The 14,667-nt window shown below is 46.5% G+C and carries 13 protein-coding genes; 3 read left to right on the forward strand and 10 right to left on the reverse strand.

Going from position 1 to position 14,667, the window contains the following annotated elements:
* Positions 1-15: 15 nt before the first annotated feature.
* Positions 16-1,038 (reverse strand): EF-P beta-lysylation protein EpmB, encoded by a 1,023-nt coding sequence (gene epmB / locus ACED48_RS07505; RefSeq protein ID WP_017055383.1) that lies wholly within the window; start codon positions 1,036-1,038, stop codon positions 16-18.
* Between the two features lie 33 nt (positions 1,039-1,071).
* On the opposite strand from epmB, the gene efp reads away from it, so the two are divergent.
* Positions 1,072-1,638 carry an elongation factor P gene (efp, locus tag ACED48_RS07510; protein WP_017055382.1) on the forward strand — a complete coding sequence of 189 codons (567 nt, stop codon included), beginning with the start codon at positions 1,072-1,074 and terminating at the stop codon, positions 1,636-1,638.
* A gap of 180 nt (positions 1,639-1,818) precedes the next feature.
* Here efp and frdD read toward each other — a convergent pair whose 3' ends face one another.
* From frdD to frdA, 4 genes are read right to left on the reverse strand one after another with little or no spacing between them, the layout of a single operon-like run.
* Positions 1,819-2,196 carry a fumarate reductase subunit FrdD gene (gene frdD / locus ACED48_RS07515; RefSeq protein ID WP_017055381.1) on the reverse strand — a complete coding sequence of 126 codons (378 nt, stop codon included), beginning with the start codon at positions 2,194-2,196 and terminating at the stop codon, positions 1,819-1,821.
* 12 nt (positions 2,197-2,208) lie between these two features.
* Positions 2,209-2,592, reverse strand: coding sequence for a fumarate reductase subunit FrdC (frdC, locus tag ACED48_RS07520; protein ID WP_017055380.1), 384 nt, complete (start codon positions 2,590-2,592; stop codon positions 2,209-2,211).
* A gap of 1 nt (position 2,593) precedes the next feature.
* Entirely contained in the window at positions 2,594-3,373 is a 780-nt protein-coding gene (locus ACED48_RS07525) for a succinate dehydrogenase/fumarate reductase iron-sulfur subunit (protein WP_017055379.1), read from the reverse strand.
* Positions 3,373-5,211, reverse strand: coding sequence for a fumarate reductase (quinol) flavoprotein subunit (gene frdA, locus ACED48_RS07530; RefSeq protein WP_017055378.1), 1,839 nt, complete (start codon positions 5,209-5,211; stop codon positions 3,373-3,375). Before frdA ends, ACED48_RS07525 begins: the two co-directional genes overlap by 1 nt.
* A gap of 483 nt (positions 5,212-5,694) precedes the next feature.
* On the opposite strand from frdA, the gene epmA reads away from it, so the two are divergent.
* The gene (gene epmA, locus ACED48_RS07535; protein ID WP_017055377.1) at positions 5,695-6,666 is read left to right on the forward strand and encodes an elongation factor P--(R)-beta-lysine ligase; all 972 of its coding nucleotides are present in this window, start codon (positions 5,695-5,697) and stop codon (positions 6,664-6,666) included.
* Positions 6,667-6,755: 89 nt separating this feature from the next.
* Here epmA and ACED48_RS07540 read toward each other — a convergent pair whose 3' ends face one another.
* The 5 genes from ACED48_RS07540 to rsgA all read right to left on the reverse strand — a co-directional run bounded on the left by ACED48_RS07540 (position 6,756) and on the right by rsgA (position 13,740).
* Positions 6,756-7,643 (reverse strand): DMT family transporter, encoded by an 888-nt coding sequence (locus ACED48_RS07540; RefSeq protein WP_017055376.1) that lies wholly within the window; start codon positions 7,641-7,643, stop codon positions 6,756-6,758.
* Between the two features lie 149 nt (positions 7,644-7,792).
* Positions 7,793-9,673: a methyl-accepting chemotaxis protein gene (locus tag ACED48_RS07545; RefSeq protein WP_017055375.1), complete on the reverse strand. Its 1,881-nt coding sequence runs from the start codon at positions 9,671-9,673 to the stop codon at positions 7,793-7,795.
* A 259-nt stretch (positions 9,674-9,932) separates the two neighbouring features.
* Complete coding sequence (locus ACED48_RS07550) at positions 9,933-11,348, reverse strand: DASS family sodium-coupled anion symporter (RefSeq protein WP_017055374.1); 1,416 nt, start codon at positions 11,346-11,348, stop codon at positions 9,933-9,935.
* Between the two features lie 264 nt (positions 11,349-11,612).
* The gene (asd, locus tag ACED48_RS07555; protein WP_017055373.1) at positions 11,613-12,524 is read right to left on the reverse strand and encodes an archaetidylserine decarboxylase; all 912 of its coding nucleotides are present in this window, start codon (positions 12,522-12,524) and stop codon (positions 11,613-11,615) included.
* 160 nt (positions 12,525-12,684) lie between these two features.
* Complete coding sequence (rsgA, locus tag ACED48_RS07560) at positions 12,685-13,740, reverse strand: small ribosomal subunit biogenesis GTPase RsgA (protein ID WP_017055372.1); 1,056 nt, start codon at positions 13,738-13,740, stop codon at positions 12,685-12,687.
* Positions 13,741-13,890: 150 nt separating this feature from the next.
* Between rsgA and orn the strand changes: the two genes are divergently transcribed.
* Positions 13,891-14,436, forward strand: a complete 546-nt coding sequence (orn, locus tag ACED48_RS07565) for an oligoribonuclease (protein WP_017055371.1) — start codon at positions 13,891-13,893, stop codon at positions 14,434-14,436.
* The last annotated feature ends 231 nt before the right edge of the window (positions 14,437-14,667 follow it).

Raw genomic sequence — 14,667 nt, forward strand, 5'->3', positions numbered from 1 at the left:
ATAGGTACGAAGACTCTATTCAATGTGTAGGTCGAGTGGGGTTTTACTGCTGCGACCGCCGATCTCGCGAGTTAACTTGGGCACTAGGTAACCAGAAACTTCAGAGATTAAGCCTTTAAAGTGATGCTTTGCTTCTTCATCCGAGATATGGAAATGCGCCGCGCCCTGTACTTTATCAAGCACATGCATGTAGTAAGGCAATACACCGGCATCGAATAGCTTTTCGCTTAATGCTTTCAATGAGTCAGCACTGTTGTTGACCCCTTTCAACATCACACCTTGATTAAGTAGAGTCGCACCCGTTTGTTTTAGTTTGTGAAAGGCTTGCTTGAGCTCTGCATTGATCTCATTGGCATGGTTAATATGGCTAACCATGACGATATTGAGCGGCGTTTGTTTGAGTAGCAGACACAACTCATCCGTCACACGTGCTGGAATCACCACAGGTAAGCGACTGTGGATACGCAACGTTTTGATATGTGGAATGGTCTCAATGGCTTGCACTAGCCATTCGAGTTCGCTGTCTTTTGCCATCAGTGGGTCTCCACCCGATAAGATGACTTCGTTGATCTCTGGGTGCTCTGCGACATAGTCGAGGCTGGTTTGCCACGCTGACTTTGATCCCTTGTTATCTTGGTAAGGGAAATGACGACGGAAGCAGTAGCGACAGTTGATCGCGCAACCGCCTTTTACAATCATCAATGCACGGTTTTTGTATTTATGCAGTAGCCCGGGAATGGCGTTGTCTTGCTCTTCTAATGGATCGGCGGAGTAGCCGGGATGAACCTCAAACTCTTCGCTGAGCGGTAAAACCTGTCGCAGTAAAGGATCATGTGGGTTGCCTTTTTCCATTCGCTCAACAAAGCTTATGGGCACTCGAAGCGAAAACAGCTCACGCGCCGCGAATCCTTTTTGCCACGGTGCAGGGTCTATTTCTAATACTTCGAGCAGTTTTGTCGGGTCAGAGATCGCATTCGATAGCTGTTTGAGCCAGTTTTGCTCAACAGATTCGACTTTTCGGGTTATGATATGCGGCATTGAAATCAACTCAAAGATGTGTAAGAGGAAATCATGGCGTCAGTAAGCACCAATGAATTCAAAGGCGGTTTAAAATTCATGATGGATAACGAGCCTTGCTCAATTATCGAAAATGAATACGTTAAGCCGGGTAAAGGCCAAGCGTTTAACCGTGTAAAACTTCGTAAACTGCTGTCAGGCAAAGTGTTAGAGAAAACATTTAAGTCAGGCGATACCGTAGAACTAGCCGACGTTATCGACGTTGAACTAGGCTACCTATACAGCGACGGCGAATTCTACCACTTCATGAACAACGAAACATTCGAGCAAATCGCGGCTGATGTAAAAGCAGTGGGCGAGACAGCAAAATGGTTAGTTGAAAATGACGTTTGTACTCTAACGTTGTGGAATGATAACCCTATCACAGTAACTCCACCAAACTTTGTTGAGATCGCAGTAACTGAAACCGATCCTGGCCTGAAAGGCGACACACAAGGTACTGGCGGTAAGCCTGCAACTCTAGCAACTGGCGCGGTAGTTCGCGTACCTCTATTCATCGCAATCGGTGAAGTTGTTAAAGTTGATACTCGTACTGGCGAATACGTTGGTCGTGTGAAGTAATTGACTTCAAGTATCTGAAAAAGGTCGCTTAGGCGGCCTTTTTTGTATCTGGAGATCGGGGAGAACCGAGCCAGAGAGATATGAGATGTAACCAATAGCAAAAAAGCAGAACAAGACAATCTTGTTCTGCTTTTAGTTTTAGAGCTTCGAGGCTCGTTTACTCGAATCCCGAATCTGCTTTTAAATCATAAAAATGAAAATAACAGACAATGCGCTAATTAGGCCTGCGAAGAAGTAGCAACCCACTTTACCCGCAACGCCGACGTGGAACTTAAGGTCGTGCATACCGTGATGAAGACGGTGCATGGCGTGCCACATTGGCAGTGCTAACGTGCCGATGATGAATAGCGCACCGATAATGCTGGTGGCAAATTCAGAGACACGTTCGTAGCTCATCGCGTTAGCGTCAATAATGCCCATTGGCACTAAGATACCAAGCACTAAGATCGTGATGGGTGTGATCATCGCGAACCACGTACCGCCAGCGCCGAATAAGCCCCACCAGATTGGCTCGTCAGAACGTTTAGGAGCACGATTTACTTTGTAGTTTGTGTTCATAACGAAAGCTCCTTACACCACAACAAGAACGATTAAAGAAATAAAAGCCACCGCTGCCCACTGAGTCAGTACGATGATTCTTTTGTCCACCAATTTACCTTTCAGGCGGATCGGCATTACTTGAGGCATCATGCTGAAGAAGGTTTGAGCGTGCATCAAGCTACCTAGCAGTGCCACGATATTAATACCGACAACGATAGGGTTCGCCATAAAGCTCAACCAACCAGCCCACGCTTCAGGGCCTTTCACTAGTGCACCCAAACCGAAGGTTAGGAACAGAGTGAACAGAATCAAAGGCAGTACAGTTGCTTCACGTAGCATGTAGAAGCGGTAGAACGGATGGTTGCTCCACCACGTTCTCTTCATCTCACGAACATAAGGCTTACGATTGCTCATCTTATGCCTCCTCTGTTGTTTTTACTTGGTTCTTGCTAACTGAAGTGCCGTCTGGTTTGAACATCGAGATAACGAAGTCCATTGAAGACTCAACTTTGCCTTGGTTTACCGCCGCTGCTGGGTCTACTTTCTTCGGACACACTTCAGAGCAGTAGCCGACGAACGTACAGCCCCAAGCGCCGTTTTCACCGTTGATAAGCTGCATACGTTCAGCTTTACCGTTGTCACGGCTATCGAGGTTGTAACGGTGAGCAAGAGTCAGTGCCGCAGGGCCGATGAACTCAGGGTTTAGACCAAACTGAGGACACGCTGCGTAACAAAGACCACAGTTGATACAACCAGCGAACTGTTTGTATTTCGCCATTTGCTCTGGCGTTTGAATGTTAGTGCCGTCTTCAGGCTTACGATCGTTACCAATGATGTAAGGTTTGATCGCTTCAAGGCGCTCGATAAACGGCGTCATGTCGACAATCAAATCTTTCTCGATTGGGAAGTTAGCCAATGGCTCGATAGTTAGGCCGTTCGGGTAGTCACGTAAGAAGCTTTTACACGCGAGTTTTGGCACACCATCAACCATGATGCCGCAAGAGCCACAAATCGCCATACGACAAGACCAGCGGTAAGAGAGGTCTTTATCTTGGTAGTCTTTGATGTAACCAATCGCATCAAGTACTGACATAGTGTCATCAAAAGGCACTTCGAATGTCTGCATATGAGGTTCTGCATCTTTCTCTGGATCGTAGCGCAGGATGTTTACTTTTTGGATACGGTTCGCTGACATTATGCTTGCTCCTCTTCACGCTTGTCGTTTGCCTCAGCGGCTTTTTCTGCTGCTGCGGCTTTCTCTGCGGCTTCACCGTACAAACGCGCTTTCGGTTGAGACTTAGTAATCTTCACATCGCTGTAGTCGATGGTTGGTGCTGAGTCTTCTTGGTAGAAAGAAAGCGTGTGTTTGAGGAAGTTCACGTCGTCACGCTCAGTGCAGTTGTCATCTAAACGCTGGTGTGCACCACGAGACTCTTTACGAAGAATCGCTGAGTGAACCATCGCTTCTGCCACTTCAAGGCCGTAACCCACTTCGATAGCGTAAAGTAGGTCCGTGTTGAACACTTTGCCTTTGTCTTTAATGCTGATCTTCTTGTAGCGCGCTTTCAGTTCAGTGATTTTGTCGATGGTTTCTTGCATCAAGTCTTCTTGACGGTAGATACCACAACCCGCTTCCATGGTGTGACCCATTTCAGTACGGATATCAGCCCAGTTCTCATCGCCTTCTTGATTTAAGATACCAGCGATGCGATCTTCAACCGCTTTCACCTGCTTAGCGATAGATTCTTCATTCCAACCTTTGAATTCCGCAGCGCGTTTCACGGCGTGTTCACCGGCAACGCGGCCAAATACCACGAACTCAGCCAGAGAGTTAGAACCTAGGCGGTTTGCACCGTGTAGGCCAACTGACGCACATTCACCCACGGCGAATAGGCCTTTGATGCGAGTTTCACAAGTGCCGTTGGTTTCAATACCACCCATGGTGTAGTGAACCGTCGGGCGAATAGGGATTGGCTCTTTTGCAGGATCAACGTTGACGTACGCTTTTGCTAGCTCACAGATAAACGGTAGGCGTTCTTGTAGGTACTCTTCACCAAGGTGGCGAAGGTCAAGGTGTACCACATCACCAAGTGGGTGCTTGATGGTGTTGCCTTTCTGCTGCTCGTGCCAGAATGCTTGAGAAACTTTGTCACGAGGACCCAGTTCCATGTATTTGTTTTTCGGCTCGCCCACTGGAGTTTCAGGGCCCATGCCGTAATCTTGCAGGTAACGGTAGCCGTTCTTGTTGACGATGATACCGCCTTCACCACGGCAACCTTCGGTCATCAAGATGCCAGTGCCAGGTAGGCCTGTTGGGTGGTATTGAACGAACTCCATATCACGCAGTGGCACACCGTGGCGATAAGCCATTGCCATACCGTCGCCCGTTACGATGCCGCCGTTGGTATTGCAGTGGTAAACACGACCTGCGCCACCGGTTGCAAGAACAACGGATTTCGCTTTGATGGTAACAAGCTCACCTTCAGACATATGAATTGCAATAAGGCCTTGTACTTCACCTTCTTCAGCGTCGCTCTTGTTTTCTACCAGAAGATCTACCACAAAGTACTCATCAAAGCGTTTGATGTTGTCGTACTTCATCGAAGTCTGGAACAGAGTATGAAGCATATGGAAGCCGGTTTTATCCGCCGCGAACCACGTTCTCTCTACCTTCATACCGCCGAATCGGCGCACGTTTACTTCACCGTTTTCTTTACGACTCCATGGGCAGCCCCACTGCTCCATTTGGATCATTTCGCGAGTCGAGTTTTCAACAAAGTATTCAACAACATCCTGTTCACATAGCCAGTCGCCACCGCCAACCGTATCGTTGAAGTGGTTATCTAGGCTATCTTCGTCTTTAATTACTGCTGCTGAACCGCCTTCTGCTGCCACCGTGTGCGAACGCATTGGGTAAACTTTAGAAATCAGTGCTACTTCCAATTCAGGATTAGCTTCAGCCGCAGCAATCGCTGTACGAAGACCAGCGCCGCCTGCGCCGATGACTGCGATATCTGTGGTAATTGTCTTCACAGTTATTCTCCAGTGTGATGCGGAGTATTCCGCTTGTTATTATAAAAAGCTTATTGATCGTACTGACTAATTGGTAGCTCTTACTAATCGATAGCACGTAAACGGCATCAACCGTTTATCACCCCTAAGCCTTAAGTGGTAGGTTCAGTGTAAGAGAGGATGGTCTTTGAAAAGTTGATGTATTTGGGTTTTTAGGTCGGTAATGCATATGGAAGCATAGAATTTATAGGTTATGTGACTGCAATCACGGCAATGAACTATTGATAGCGTTCCTCCTACAAGGCGTGTGTTAACAGCTTGTTGAGTATGGTTTTCGTTATCAATATTCTCATCGTGCCAACATCGATAAATGTGTTGTAGTACGTGATTTTCTTGCTTCATCAAAACAAGGTGCTGGTTTGATAAGGCAAAGATAGAAGCTTACAAAAGAGGCGAAAAGTGGTAATTTTCGTTGCCTATCATTCAGTAATATGGAACTCGATAATGCACTCCACATGGCAACCAGCCGCCACCATTAAGCAGTTAAAGCAACGTGCTGATATCCTTAATCAAATCCGCCAATTTTTTGCAGAGCGGGATGTGATGGAGGTGGATACGCCTGCGATGAGCCACGCCACGGTGACGGATGTGCATTTACATACTTTTAAAACAGAGTTCGTAGGGCCAGGTTATGCGCAGGGTCAGCCACTGTTCTTTATGACAAGCCCAGAGTTTCATATGAAACGACTGTTAGCGGCGGGCAGTGGCTGTATTTACCAAATTTGTAAGTCTTTTCGTAATGAAGAGAACGGCCGTTACCACAACCCTGAATTTACGATGCTGGAGTGGTATCGAGTGGGGTTTGATCACCACGATTTGATGGACGAAATGGACCTGCTATTGCAGCAAATCCTCAAGTCGGGCACAGCCGATCGAATGACCTACCAGCAAGCCTTTATTGATGTGCTCGGTGTGTGTCCGCTGGAAGACTCGATGGCGACTTTAAAGCAAGCCGCAGCGAAACTGGGTCTTAGTGATATTGCGGACCCTGAAGGAGATCGCGATACCTTACTGCAATTGCTGTTCAGCGTGGGTGTTGAAGAAGAGATTGGTCAAACAGTGCCTGCGTTTGTTTATGATTTCCCGGCATCGCAAGCAGCGTTAGCTAAGATCAACCCTGATGATTCACGAGTGGCGGATCGCTTTGAGGTGTATTTCAAAGGCATCGAGTTAGCCAATGGCTTCCATGAGTTAGACAAACCACAAGAACAACTGCAACGTTTTGAAGATGACAATGCCAAGCGTATCGAGATGGGTTTAGCGCCTCAACCGATTGATCATCACTTGATTGAGGCATTAACAGCGGGCTTACCCGATTGTGCGGGTGTGGCGTTAGGTATCGACAGGCTCATCATGCTGGCTTTGGGTTATGACCATATCGATGATGTGACCGCTTTCCCTTTCCCGCGTTCTTAGCTTTCGGTTTTTACTGAGAGTTAATCGTCATTCGCTATTAACTCTCAGCTTCGAATTCGCTTCACTAGCTGACTAGGGTTCCTGAGCCACTAGCTAACCAGGATACCAGTACCAAGTACGGCAACAATGGCACCGATCCAAGCGTAAGCATTCGGCCTCCGTTTGCTGTAAAGCCACAGTATCGGTAACAACATGATGGGGGTGGTTGATGACAGTAGAGCGACCATGCCAACATTACCTTCCTGCAGTGCATACAAGATCAGTGTCATTCCCAGCGCCATCGCTAAAAAACCGTTAACCGCGGTGATGGCGAATATTTGTCCATTTATCGGATTCAGTGCTCGCGAATGCTTGGCTCCGGTTAAGCGAAATAGTGAGTGAGCAATAAAGGCGGTGATCATTCGAATCGCTGAAGCGGCAACTGGGTCAATCTCAGTTTGCATGATGGGTTTTGCAATGATGCCACCCAGCGCTTGGCAAATCGCGGCGGTAATACCTAGAGCGACGCCAACCCACACAGTGCCCTTAATGGTTTCAAGTTGGTTTTGGGATTGACCTCGTCGACCAAAGAAGATGGCAGTTAATACACCACTAAACACCAACGCCGAGCCAATCAGCTCCATCGAAGTCATGCTTTCACTAAACAGGAAGTAACCAAGAATGGCGGAGAATACGGCGTGGCACGAGAACAGCAAGCCAGCTTGGCGTGGCCCCATTCGGTTCAGGCAGGCAAATAGGGCGGTATCGCCAATGAAGATACCAATCAGGCCAGAAAGCATCATAGGTGTCACTAGGTCGGCCTCGACACTTGCCCAGCCACCGGTAAACCAAGCCATGCTCGATAAGATGACCGCAGTGCAACCCATGCGCCAGCGGCTATAGGCGAAAGAACCTAAATGTTGAGCCGGTTTTACTGACATTAAGCTCGCAATCGCCCAGAGAAAAGCGGCCGCTAGAGCTAACCATTCAAATCCCATGTCATTAACATCCTTGTGTCTGGGATAAATTAGCTCATCAATATGCATCAAACCGAACGGAGAACAAAGTGATTCTTAATAAAAGAACCATGAACGTTTACAGTTCGGCCTAGCTTGGTTCGGCTTAGCTTGATGTGATCAATTACGCTTTACACTTTAAAGCGCTCCACATCTTGGCGCATCGACTGTGCAGCTTGGCTCATTTCGTTTGAGCTATTGCGACTGCTTTCTGCTTGCTGTGCAAGATCGTCAGAGGCATCTTTGATCCCTTGTGTATTGCGGCTTATGTCTTCGCTTACGGCGCGCTGTTCTTCTGCGGCACTGGCAATTTGTAGCGCCATGTCGTTGATTTCAGTGATCGCTTGGGTGATTTTAGTGAGGCTGCCATGGGCTTGCTCTGCGAATCCAACACTATTTTCCGCCAACTGAGTGCTGGTGGTCATGCTGTCAACGGCATGTTCGGTATTCTTCTGCAGCGTATCAATCATCTCGCGGATCTCTTCCGTTGAGCCATGCGTTCTTTGACTTAGCACGCGAACTTCATCGGCCACAACGGCAAACCCACGGCCTTGTTCACCCGCACGGGCGGCTTCAATGGCGGCATTCAATGCCAGCAGGTTGGTTTGCTCGGCAATGCCTTGAATGGTCGATAGGATCTGGTTGATGCTCTGAGCGTTGCTCTCCAATTCACGAATAACATTGGCGGCGTCTTCAACTTGCGTTGCCAAGCCAGTAATGGCATCACGGTTTTGCTGAATAACCTCTTGGCCTTCATTACAAGCGGTAGCTGACGCTTGAGAAGCGGATGCGGTTAGTTCAGCATGGCTGGCCACTTCTGCGGCGGTGGCCGACATTTCATGAATCGCGGTCGCAATCTGGGTGATGTCATTTTGTTGATTTTCAACGCGAATTGAAGATTGGGTCGCCAGTTGATTGGCTTTTTCTGAATGATTGTTTAAATCGTGGCTGTGCTCAATGACCCCCTTAAGCATGCTTTGCATTTGGCTTAAGAACTGGTTGACGAGCTCGGCAAGTTTGCCAATTTCGTCCATGCGTTTGATGTCAATTCGCTGAGTGAGATCGCCTCTGCCTTGAGCGAGTTGGGTCAGTGCTTCAGACAATGTTTGCAATGGGTAGAGTAAGCGGTTGATGACTATGGTGCTCGCAATTGAAATGACGATGTACAAAATGAAAGAAGTCAGCGTGATAAATTGAATGGCATCGGATACCGCAGAAAATGCCATGGCTTTATCGATAACAATGCCGAGTGACCAGTTGGTATTTGGAACGTTAGCAATGTAGACCATTTTATCCCCTTGGCCTGGCCAAGTAAGCGTGGTGATCATTTGGTTTTTAATCAGTTGCGAAACTCGGTTTGCTGTTAACTCTGGGTTCAAACTGGTCAAGGGTTTTTGGCTGAGCGCTTCATCACTGTACGCAACGATATTGTTGTTGCCATCGACTAAAAACGCAAAGCCATCGTTCTCGAGTTTTACATTAAGCACCGTATCAATGATGCTAGTGACGGTTAAATCTGCCGCAAGGACACCCTGTTTTTCACCGTTGAACGCTTTAGCAAAACTGATGACGATGCTGCCATCGAAATCTTGATAGGGTTCGGTAATGATGAGATCGGACGTTGCGTTGGCATCTTGATACCAAGGGCGAGTGCGAGGATCGTAGCCTGCTGGCCAATCTTCCCCTTTGTCGCCATAAGCAATAGTGCCGTCGCTGAATCCTGCATAAACAGACAGGAACTGTCCGGCTTGTTTGGTGATTAACAACTCGCGGTCAGAGTTATTACTGTTGGAAACAGTAGCTTCATTGGCCAGCATCATATCACTGCGAATGGAGAGCCAATCGGCAATGTAATTCGTGGTGCCGACACTCACATTTTTCATTTCTTGGTTGATCGCAATTTCAGTCTCTTGATTAAGCTGATTCACTGATATCCAAGCTTGAGCGCCACTTACGACGGCGATAATAACCGCGATTGCGATCTGAATTTTAAATTTAATAGTATGTCTCAAGGTCTATTCCTCCCTTTTTAGACAAAACGCGAATTAAAGTGACGTACTTGATATTGCAATGATGTGTTACTGGTACGTGTATAGTGTCGTTATATGAAGTGTTATAAATGTGTTTAAAATCAAAAATTTAAAAATAATTGTGATTTTTTTAATAAACAGTGAAGTGAAATCACAATTATCTATCGATTAGAACTTGATAAGCCCTCCAGATACGAAATAACGATGGCTATCTGGAGGGCGGTGATAAGAAGTTAACGCGCTAGGTGATAATAAATAGCGCGAGGTAGACGAGCAGCAAGCCGATGACCCCTAAGATGACCCCCATCTTCGCCATGTCTTTACTTTCGATAAGCCCAGTGGAGTAGGCCAATGAGTTTGGTGGTGTCGATACTGGAAGAATCATCCCCAGTGATGCTGAGAAAGCGACCACAACCAGCAAGCCTTGCAAACCACCAATCGCAACTAAGCTTTCCATTGAGGCGCCTATGGCTGCGGCGATCGGCATCAGCAAGTTAGCTGTGGCCGTGTTTGACATGAAGTTGGCCATTAACCAACACACAATCGATAGAGTGAGCACCACTGCGGTAGGCGATAAGGATTCATAATCAATCGCGTGCGCTAATGCTGCTGCTAAGCCTGTTTTATCTAAGCCGATACCAATCGCAATACCACCAGCTACCAACCACAACACATCCCAGTTAATCAGCTTGAGTTCATCTTTGCCCATGATGCCAGTGAGTGTAAATACGGCCAATGGAATAATAGACACGACGTAGGTGTTCATGCCATGTAGCTTGGTGGTCATCCACAGCACAATTGTCGCAGCAAAGGTGATGTAAACTACGATGGCTCGCCAACTCTTTTGAAACTGCCCATTGAGCTTGAGTACCATGTTCTTCTGCTTGGAAGGAAAGAGTTTCTGAAGAAGGAACCAAGCGATAGTGAGTTGAATGATTACGAAGGGCAAACCCATCATCATCCAACTGAGGAAGTCGATACTGTTTTCGCCAGTTAAATACTGCAATGCTATTGCGTTGGGCGGTGTACCGATTGGAGTGGCGATACCACCGGTGTTGGCGGCGATTGGGATACACAACACGAGCGCTTTAATCCCCATGTCGCCTTTAGGCGCAGAAGCCACAATTGGGCCTAATAGAGCAAGCATCATTACGGTGGTTGCCGTATTCGACATAAACATCGAGAACACAGCAGTAATCAGCATCAAGCCGAGCATAATGAAGCGCGGTTCTGTACCGAAGGGCTTGAGTAAAACCCGAGCTAGGTTGTTATCTAATTCGTATTTTGAGGCAGAGATTGCAAGCGCAAAACCACCCATAAAGAGAATAATGATAGGCGATGAAAATGCACCGAATATGTCGGTATATTTGATTAAATCACCGAGATCGTGCCCTGATGGTGGGTTTCTAAATAAGTGTAGGCCTTTGTCGGATATCATCACTAATTCTAGTGCAATGATCAAAATCGAAGTGGCAAATACTGGCACCGGTTCCAGAACCCAAAGCAGTGCCGCTAACAGGAATATTGCCAGCAAGCGATGCTGAATGAGAGTGAGGTCATCGATTGGGATTGAATCGATCGGCATGAGTAACACACCTAAGGGAATCGCAAAACAAATCAACAGCTTGACCAGGACGCCAACATTGAGTTTAGGCATGACACAAAGACCCTATTAATAAAATATCTTCAAATAGAATAAGTTATCTGTTTTTTTTGTACTTGGAGGTGGGTTGTAAAAACGAAAAGTTGTTCAAGATTTCAACGACTGTTTTGTTTTTGGTCAAACTTTTACGGGGGAGTTCTAGGTTTGTTACGATCAGGTTCGACAGCAATGAAAAAGGCGCGTTATTGACTAGAAATAACGCGCCTTTAAAAGATTGAGCAGTTAACTTGTATTTAATTTACATGTCAATGCAGAAGGTTAGGCTTGGTCTGTGTTCTCAGTTGAATCAGCCGTTTCAGCCTCTACTTCCTGACCCGCAATGTGCGCGAAAGGTGTGCCCAGAACGGTTTTCACGCCATTCTGCATCGTTTCGTCAAACTTGATGGCGTCTTTAGCAAATAGGTTGATGACCGTTGAACCAAGCTTAAAGCGACCCATCTCTTCGCCTTTCTTCAAGATGACTGACGTGTCACCTTGTGCTGGGTAATCCCATTTGTAGACAGAGTTACCGCGAGGTGGTGTGATGGTGCCTGCCCATACTTGCTCGATGCTGCCGACAATGGTCGCACCAACAAGCACTTGTGCCATTGGGCCAAACTCGGTATCAAAGATACAAACCACACGCTCGTTACGTGCGAATAGATTTGGAACGTTCTCTGCTGTTAGCGGATTTACTGAGAAAAGATCACCTGGAACGTAGATCATCTGGCGCAATGTACCGTCGCATGGCATGTGCACGCGGTGGTAATCACTTGGTGATAGGTAAAGCGTTGCGAATTCACCGTCTTTAAATTCATCCGCCAGCGCTGCATCGCCACCCAATAGCTCGCGCGCTGAGTAGTTGTGGCCTTTAGCTTGAATCAGTTGACCGTCAGTAATGGGGCCAAATTGGCTGACGCAAGCGTCGGCAGGGTGAACAATAACAGACTCGCCTTCAGCGATAGGGCGCATGTCTTCTTTTAATTCACGTACGAAGAATTCATTGAATGTTTTAAAGTGTTTTGGATCGCTATGCAGCGCTTCATCCATGTTCACTTTGTATTGTTTGATGAACCAGTTGATAACCGCTGTCGTTAAGCCGCCCGCTTTAGCCGACGCTAATTTACCGACTAGTCGAGTCAGTCCATGTTGTGGAATCCAGTACTGCAATCCAACTTTAATCTTATCCATTGTATTCATTTTCCAATGCTGTTTATTTTTAATGCTAATCGCTTTTAGTGCAAACGAGGTTATGACGGTTTAGGGCGCGAGATGTTACTTAAAATTGCGGCCATTGTCAGTAATCACTGTCATCGTCAGTAAAAGCACATGCTTGTTCACCAGAGTGCGGTTAGAGATCCGCTTTCTTACTTCGCGAGTACTGACGGTTATCTTTGTTGTCAGCCATTGTTTCAATAATGCGATGGTAACTAGCGAAACGTAAGCGACTAATTCTGCCATCTTCAACGGCTTCACGCAGAATACATCCAGGGTCGTCATTGTGTTTGCAGTCACGGAACTTACAACCGCCTAAGTATGGCTTGAATTCAATGAAAGCGTCAGTGATCTCATCCGGTTCTAAGTGCCATAGGCCGAATTCACGTACGCCTGGAGAGTCGATTAGGTCGCCGCCAGAAGGGAAGTGGTATAAACGAGCTGCCGTGGTGGTATGCTGACCAAGACCTGAGTTCTCAGAGACTTCGCCTTCTTCAATGTCGAGCGTTGGCATCAATGCATTTACTAGGCTTGATTTACCCACACCCGATTGGCCAACAAAGATGTTGATGCGATCTTTGAGTTCAGCTTCCAGCTCTTTGATGCCGTAGCCAGACTCTTTACTTACAAACATCACTTTATAGCCAATTTTCTCATATATTGTCAGTGTTTCACGGTATTCCGTAATTTGCTGTTCAGTGAGTAAGTCGACCTTATTGAGAACCACAAGCGGGGCAATGTTTACCGTTTCTGAAGCAATCAAATAGCGGTCAATGATATTAAGTGAAAGCTCCGGTAGCACGGCTGAAACAATAACCATTTGGTCAACGTTGGCAGCAACCGGCTTTAGGCCATCATAGTAATCAGGGCGAGTCAGCATTGAAGTTCTCGGTTCAACTGCTTCCACAACGCCAGAAATTCCGGCCATTGATTCTAAGCCTGCGCGCCAGATAACTCGGTCACCAGAAACTAAAGTCTCAATACTACGGCGTAAGTTACAACGATGAACTTCGTTAGTTTCAAGATCTTCGATATCAGCATGCTGACCAAAGCGTGTAATAACTAATCCACTCTTTGTACCGCCAAGCATGTTTTCATCCCACTGGATAGAATCTTCTTTCTTGAGTCGCTTGTTCTGGTTGCTACGTACACGACGTACTTGACCTTTGGTTAATTTCTTTTTTTTAGCCACAATTTTTCACTTAACACATCTAACTTGATGATTGGGGACTCAAACAAGGTGTTGCTGGTGCCATATGATTTCGATGGCCCTAAAGCTAGTTTGAGTATAGTTATTTGGGTATAGTACCTCTTTTACACATAAACAAATAGGCGACGCCTTATGTCCTTTAGCGATCAGAACCTTATTTGGGTTGATCTAGAGATGACAGGACTTGATCCTGAAACTCATAAAATCATTGAAATTGCGACTATCGTTACTGATAGTGAGCTTAACATCCTGGCTGAAGGACCTGTTTTGGCTATTCACCAACCTCAGAGTGAATTGGACAAGATGGACGAGTGGTGCACAACGACTCATACCGGCAGCGGCCTAGTGAAGCGAATTCAAGAAAGTACGGTTTCAGAACAAGATGCAATCCAACAAACGATTGAATTTCTTGAGAAGTGGGTACCAAAAGGTAAGTCACCGATTTGTGGCAACAGCATTGGCCAAGATCGCCGTTTCCTATACAAGCACATGCCTGAATTGGAAGAGTACTTCCACTACCGCTATGTTGATGTCAGTACCTTGAAAGAACTTGCTCGTCGTTGGAAGCCTGAAGTGTTAGATGGGTTTTCTAAGTCGGGGAGTCACCTGGCATTAGATGATATTCGTGAGTCGATCGCTGAGTTGCAGTACTATCGAAAAACGATTATTAATATCTAATCAGATCAAACGATCACGTTTATCTAACTTTTCAGGGACCTAAGAGCTGATTTTTTTGAAAATCTGTGTGCTTTTACAGCAGTTGAGTAAAAACTTGCGTAATTTTGCATTAAGGACTTGCATCACAAAAAAATGCTCTTATAATTCGCAGCCCTGAACGACGAAAGACGTTTCAGATTGCGATACTAGCTCAGTTGGTAGAGCGCAACCTTGCCAAGGTTGAGGTCATCG

It is taken from the genome of Vibrio sp. 5S239 (assembly GCF_041439575.1).
Lineage (GTDB): Bacteria > Pseudomonadota > Gammaproteobacteria > Enterobacterales > Vibrionaceae > Vibrio > Vibrio kanaloae.